Source organism: Fictibacillus sp. NRS-1165, from assembly GCF_050468105.1.
In the GTDB taxonomy this organism is placed as follows: domain Bacteria; phylum Bacillota; class Bacilli; order Bacillales; family Fictibacillaceae; genus Fictibacillus_C; species Fictibacillus_C terrinigri.
Genome location: NZ_JBDPNU010000080.1, coordinates 1 through 2,684, shown reverse-complemented (window position 1 = coordinate 2,684; position 2,684 = coordinate 1). Strand labels below are relative to the sequence as shown.

General features: G+C 37.3%; 1 protein-coding gene. It reads left to right on the top strand.

The genetic code is table 11. The annotated features are described in order from the left end of the window. Positions 1-867 precede the first annotated feature (867 nt). Positions 868-2,571: a group II intron reverse transcriptase/maturase gene (ltrA, locus tag ABHN01_RS23535; RefSeq protein WP_429877557.1), complete on the top strand. Its 1,704-nt coding sequence runs from the start codon at positions 868-870 to the stop codon at positions 2,569-2,571. Positions 2,572-2,684: the final 113 nt, after the last annotated feature.

Genomic DNA, 2,684 nt, shown 5'->3' with positions numbered 1-2,684 from the left:
TATAATTGTGTGACACGTTCCTAATTGAAAAGATTAGGCGCTAACTGAATTTGGTTAGAAGAACTGTTATTCCAAGAAGTCAAATGATAGGGTAACGCCTTGAAGGGCTTCCTCTAATACTCCGACATGCAAAGAGGTTAGTAAGAGCCGATTTGTGTGAAGCTCGGTGAAGTCGGCTGAGAGCTACCGCAAGTCATATGACGCGAAAACTGTCCAGAGGTGGATGGTGTAGCCTATAGGCCGGGAGTCTATAAAGTACTTACGACTAGAATGGATTCAATAACCCAACGGTAAGGTGAATCTGACGAATCTCCGAATGTACGGGTCTAAAAGGTTAACATGTAGAAATGCATGGGCTACCAAGTGTAGTGTTGATGTGGGTGAGTAAGATTAGTTGTTATGAAAATCCATACATTGTTACAGGCAATGTCCAGTCAACAGGTCTAAAGGAGAAGTCTAAGGGTACTATGCATAGATAGGAATAACGGAACGTGGAAAGCTACTGACATGGAGGGCTTACTTCCCATGAAATGGTTTATAGGAAAACAACCATGAGAATAGTGGATGTATAACTATAATTTACAGTAGTGAGAGTGATGGCACGGTACCGAAGAAACTATGGAAACATAGTGGAGGGACAGCCATTAGTCTAAAGAAGATTGACCATCCATTTAAAGTAACTTAATCGGTTTATAAGGTTCTTGTGAGACTAAAAAAGGTTTTACTCCATTAAGGAGGTACCGACTTATAGAAAAGATTAAGAAACTGCGACACGCTGAATATTACGATTTGCAGTCTACTTTTGACATTCTATACCAGCGTAGTCAAAATGGAAACAATTTTTATAACCTAGTGAAATTGATGAAGATGGACGAAAATATAAGGTTAGCTTATCGGAATATTAAAAAGAATATGGGAAGCACAACAGCTGGTACAGATGGATTGACGATTAACGACATCAAAAGTTTATCAGTTGAAGAAGTAATAGTGAAGGTCAAGTCCATGTTTGATTGGTATAAACCACAATCAGTGAGACGTGTATTCATACCAAAACCAAATGGGGATAAAAGACCGTTAGGTATTCCTACAATAGGGGATAGAATATTTCAGCAATGTATCTTACAAATCTTAGAACCTATTTGTGAAGCAAAATTTCATAATCACAGTTACGGATTTAGACCAAACCGTAGTACCCATCATGCCTTAGCAAGAATGAAATCCCAAGTTAATCGCAAGAGTAAAGGGCTTCATTTTTGTATAGACATTGATATTAAGGGTTTCTTTGATAATGTGAATCATGGAAAACTGCTTAAACAGATGTGGACGTTGGGGATAAAAGATAAAACACTTCTTTCAATTATTTCAAGGTTACTTAAAGCAGAGATACAAACGGAAGGAATCCCGATAAAAGGTACTCCACAAGGAGGAATATTAAGTCCTCTTTTATCTAATATTGTGCTAAATGAATTAGATTGGTGGGTAAGTGACCAATGGGAAACCCTTCAAACTAAACATAACTACCATAAACCAGGTGCAAAATTTAGACAGCTTAAGAAAACCAAACTGAAAGAGTGCTTTATCGTAAGATACGCAGATGATTTTAAAATTCTATGCCGTAATTATCAAACAGCTCAAAAACTATTCAACGCAACAAAGGACTTTCTCAAGACGCGATTGCATTTGGATATTAATCAAGAAAAGTCACGTATCGTTAACCTAAGAAAGCAATCAAGTGAATTTCTTGGCTTTAATCTGAAAGCGACTAAGAAGAGGGACGGTTATGTAGCACACAGTCGGATGACACATAAAGCCAAAATACATGCCTACCAAAAACTGAAACGTGCAATCAAAGACATTCGCAGGAAACAAACACCAGAAGCTGTTTGGCATTACAATACCATTATCATGGGGATACACAATTATTACTCTGTAGCTACCCATATTAATAAAGACTTAGATCAGCTAAACCACCATCTTACAAAAACTCTCTATAACCGATTAAGGATAGATTGGAAAGTAGCGACAAGAAGCGATATGACGAAGACAATTCAGGAAAGGTATAAGGGTTATAATCCTAAATTATATAAGATACATGACATTGTACTTATACCTCTTTATGCACAAAAACACAGACCAGCAACAAATTTCTCACAGTGGATGACAAATTTCACTCCTAAAGGAAGAGAGAAAATTCATCAGAATTTAAAGTGCATAAACAAAGATGTCTTACGACATATCCAACGATTCTACATCAAACACAGAACTATAGAATACAACGATAACCGTCTTTCAAAATTCGTTGCCCAATTCGGTAAATGTTCCATAACGGGGATTGAATTTGGTCTAAATGATTCGCATTGCCATCATATAAGACCGAAAGGAATGGGAGGTACAGACGATTATCGAAACCTAACACTAGTCCTTGAAAACATACACCAAGCCATACATACACAAGAGGTAGAATCTGCAAAAACTATCCTTTCTAAATATGGATTAACGGAAGAGAAGAAAATGCGGTTTGATGAATTAAGAGAAAAAGTTCATTGTAAACCCGTTTTCAATCTAGGTTAAGAAAATGGTCAATTGGATTAGATGGAACGCCGTATGAGGGGAAACTCTCACGTACGGTGTGAAGTGGGGGAAAAGGTGGCGATTGTATCAAAACCCTACCTATCACTATTCGG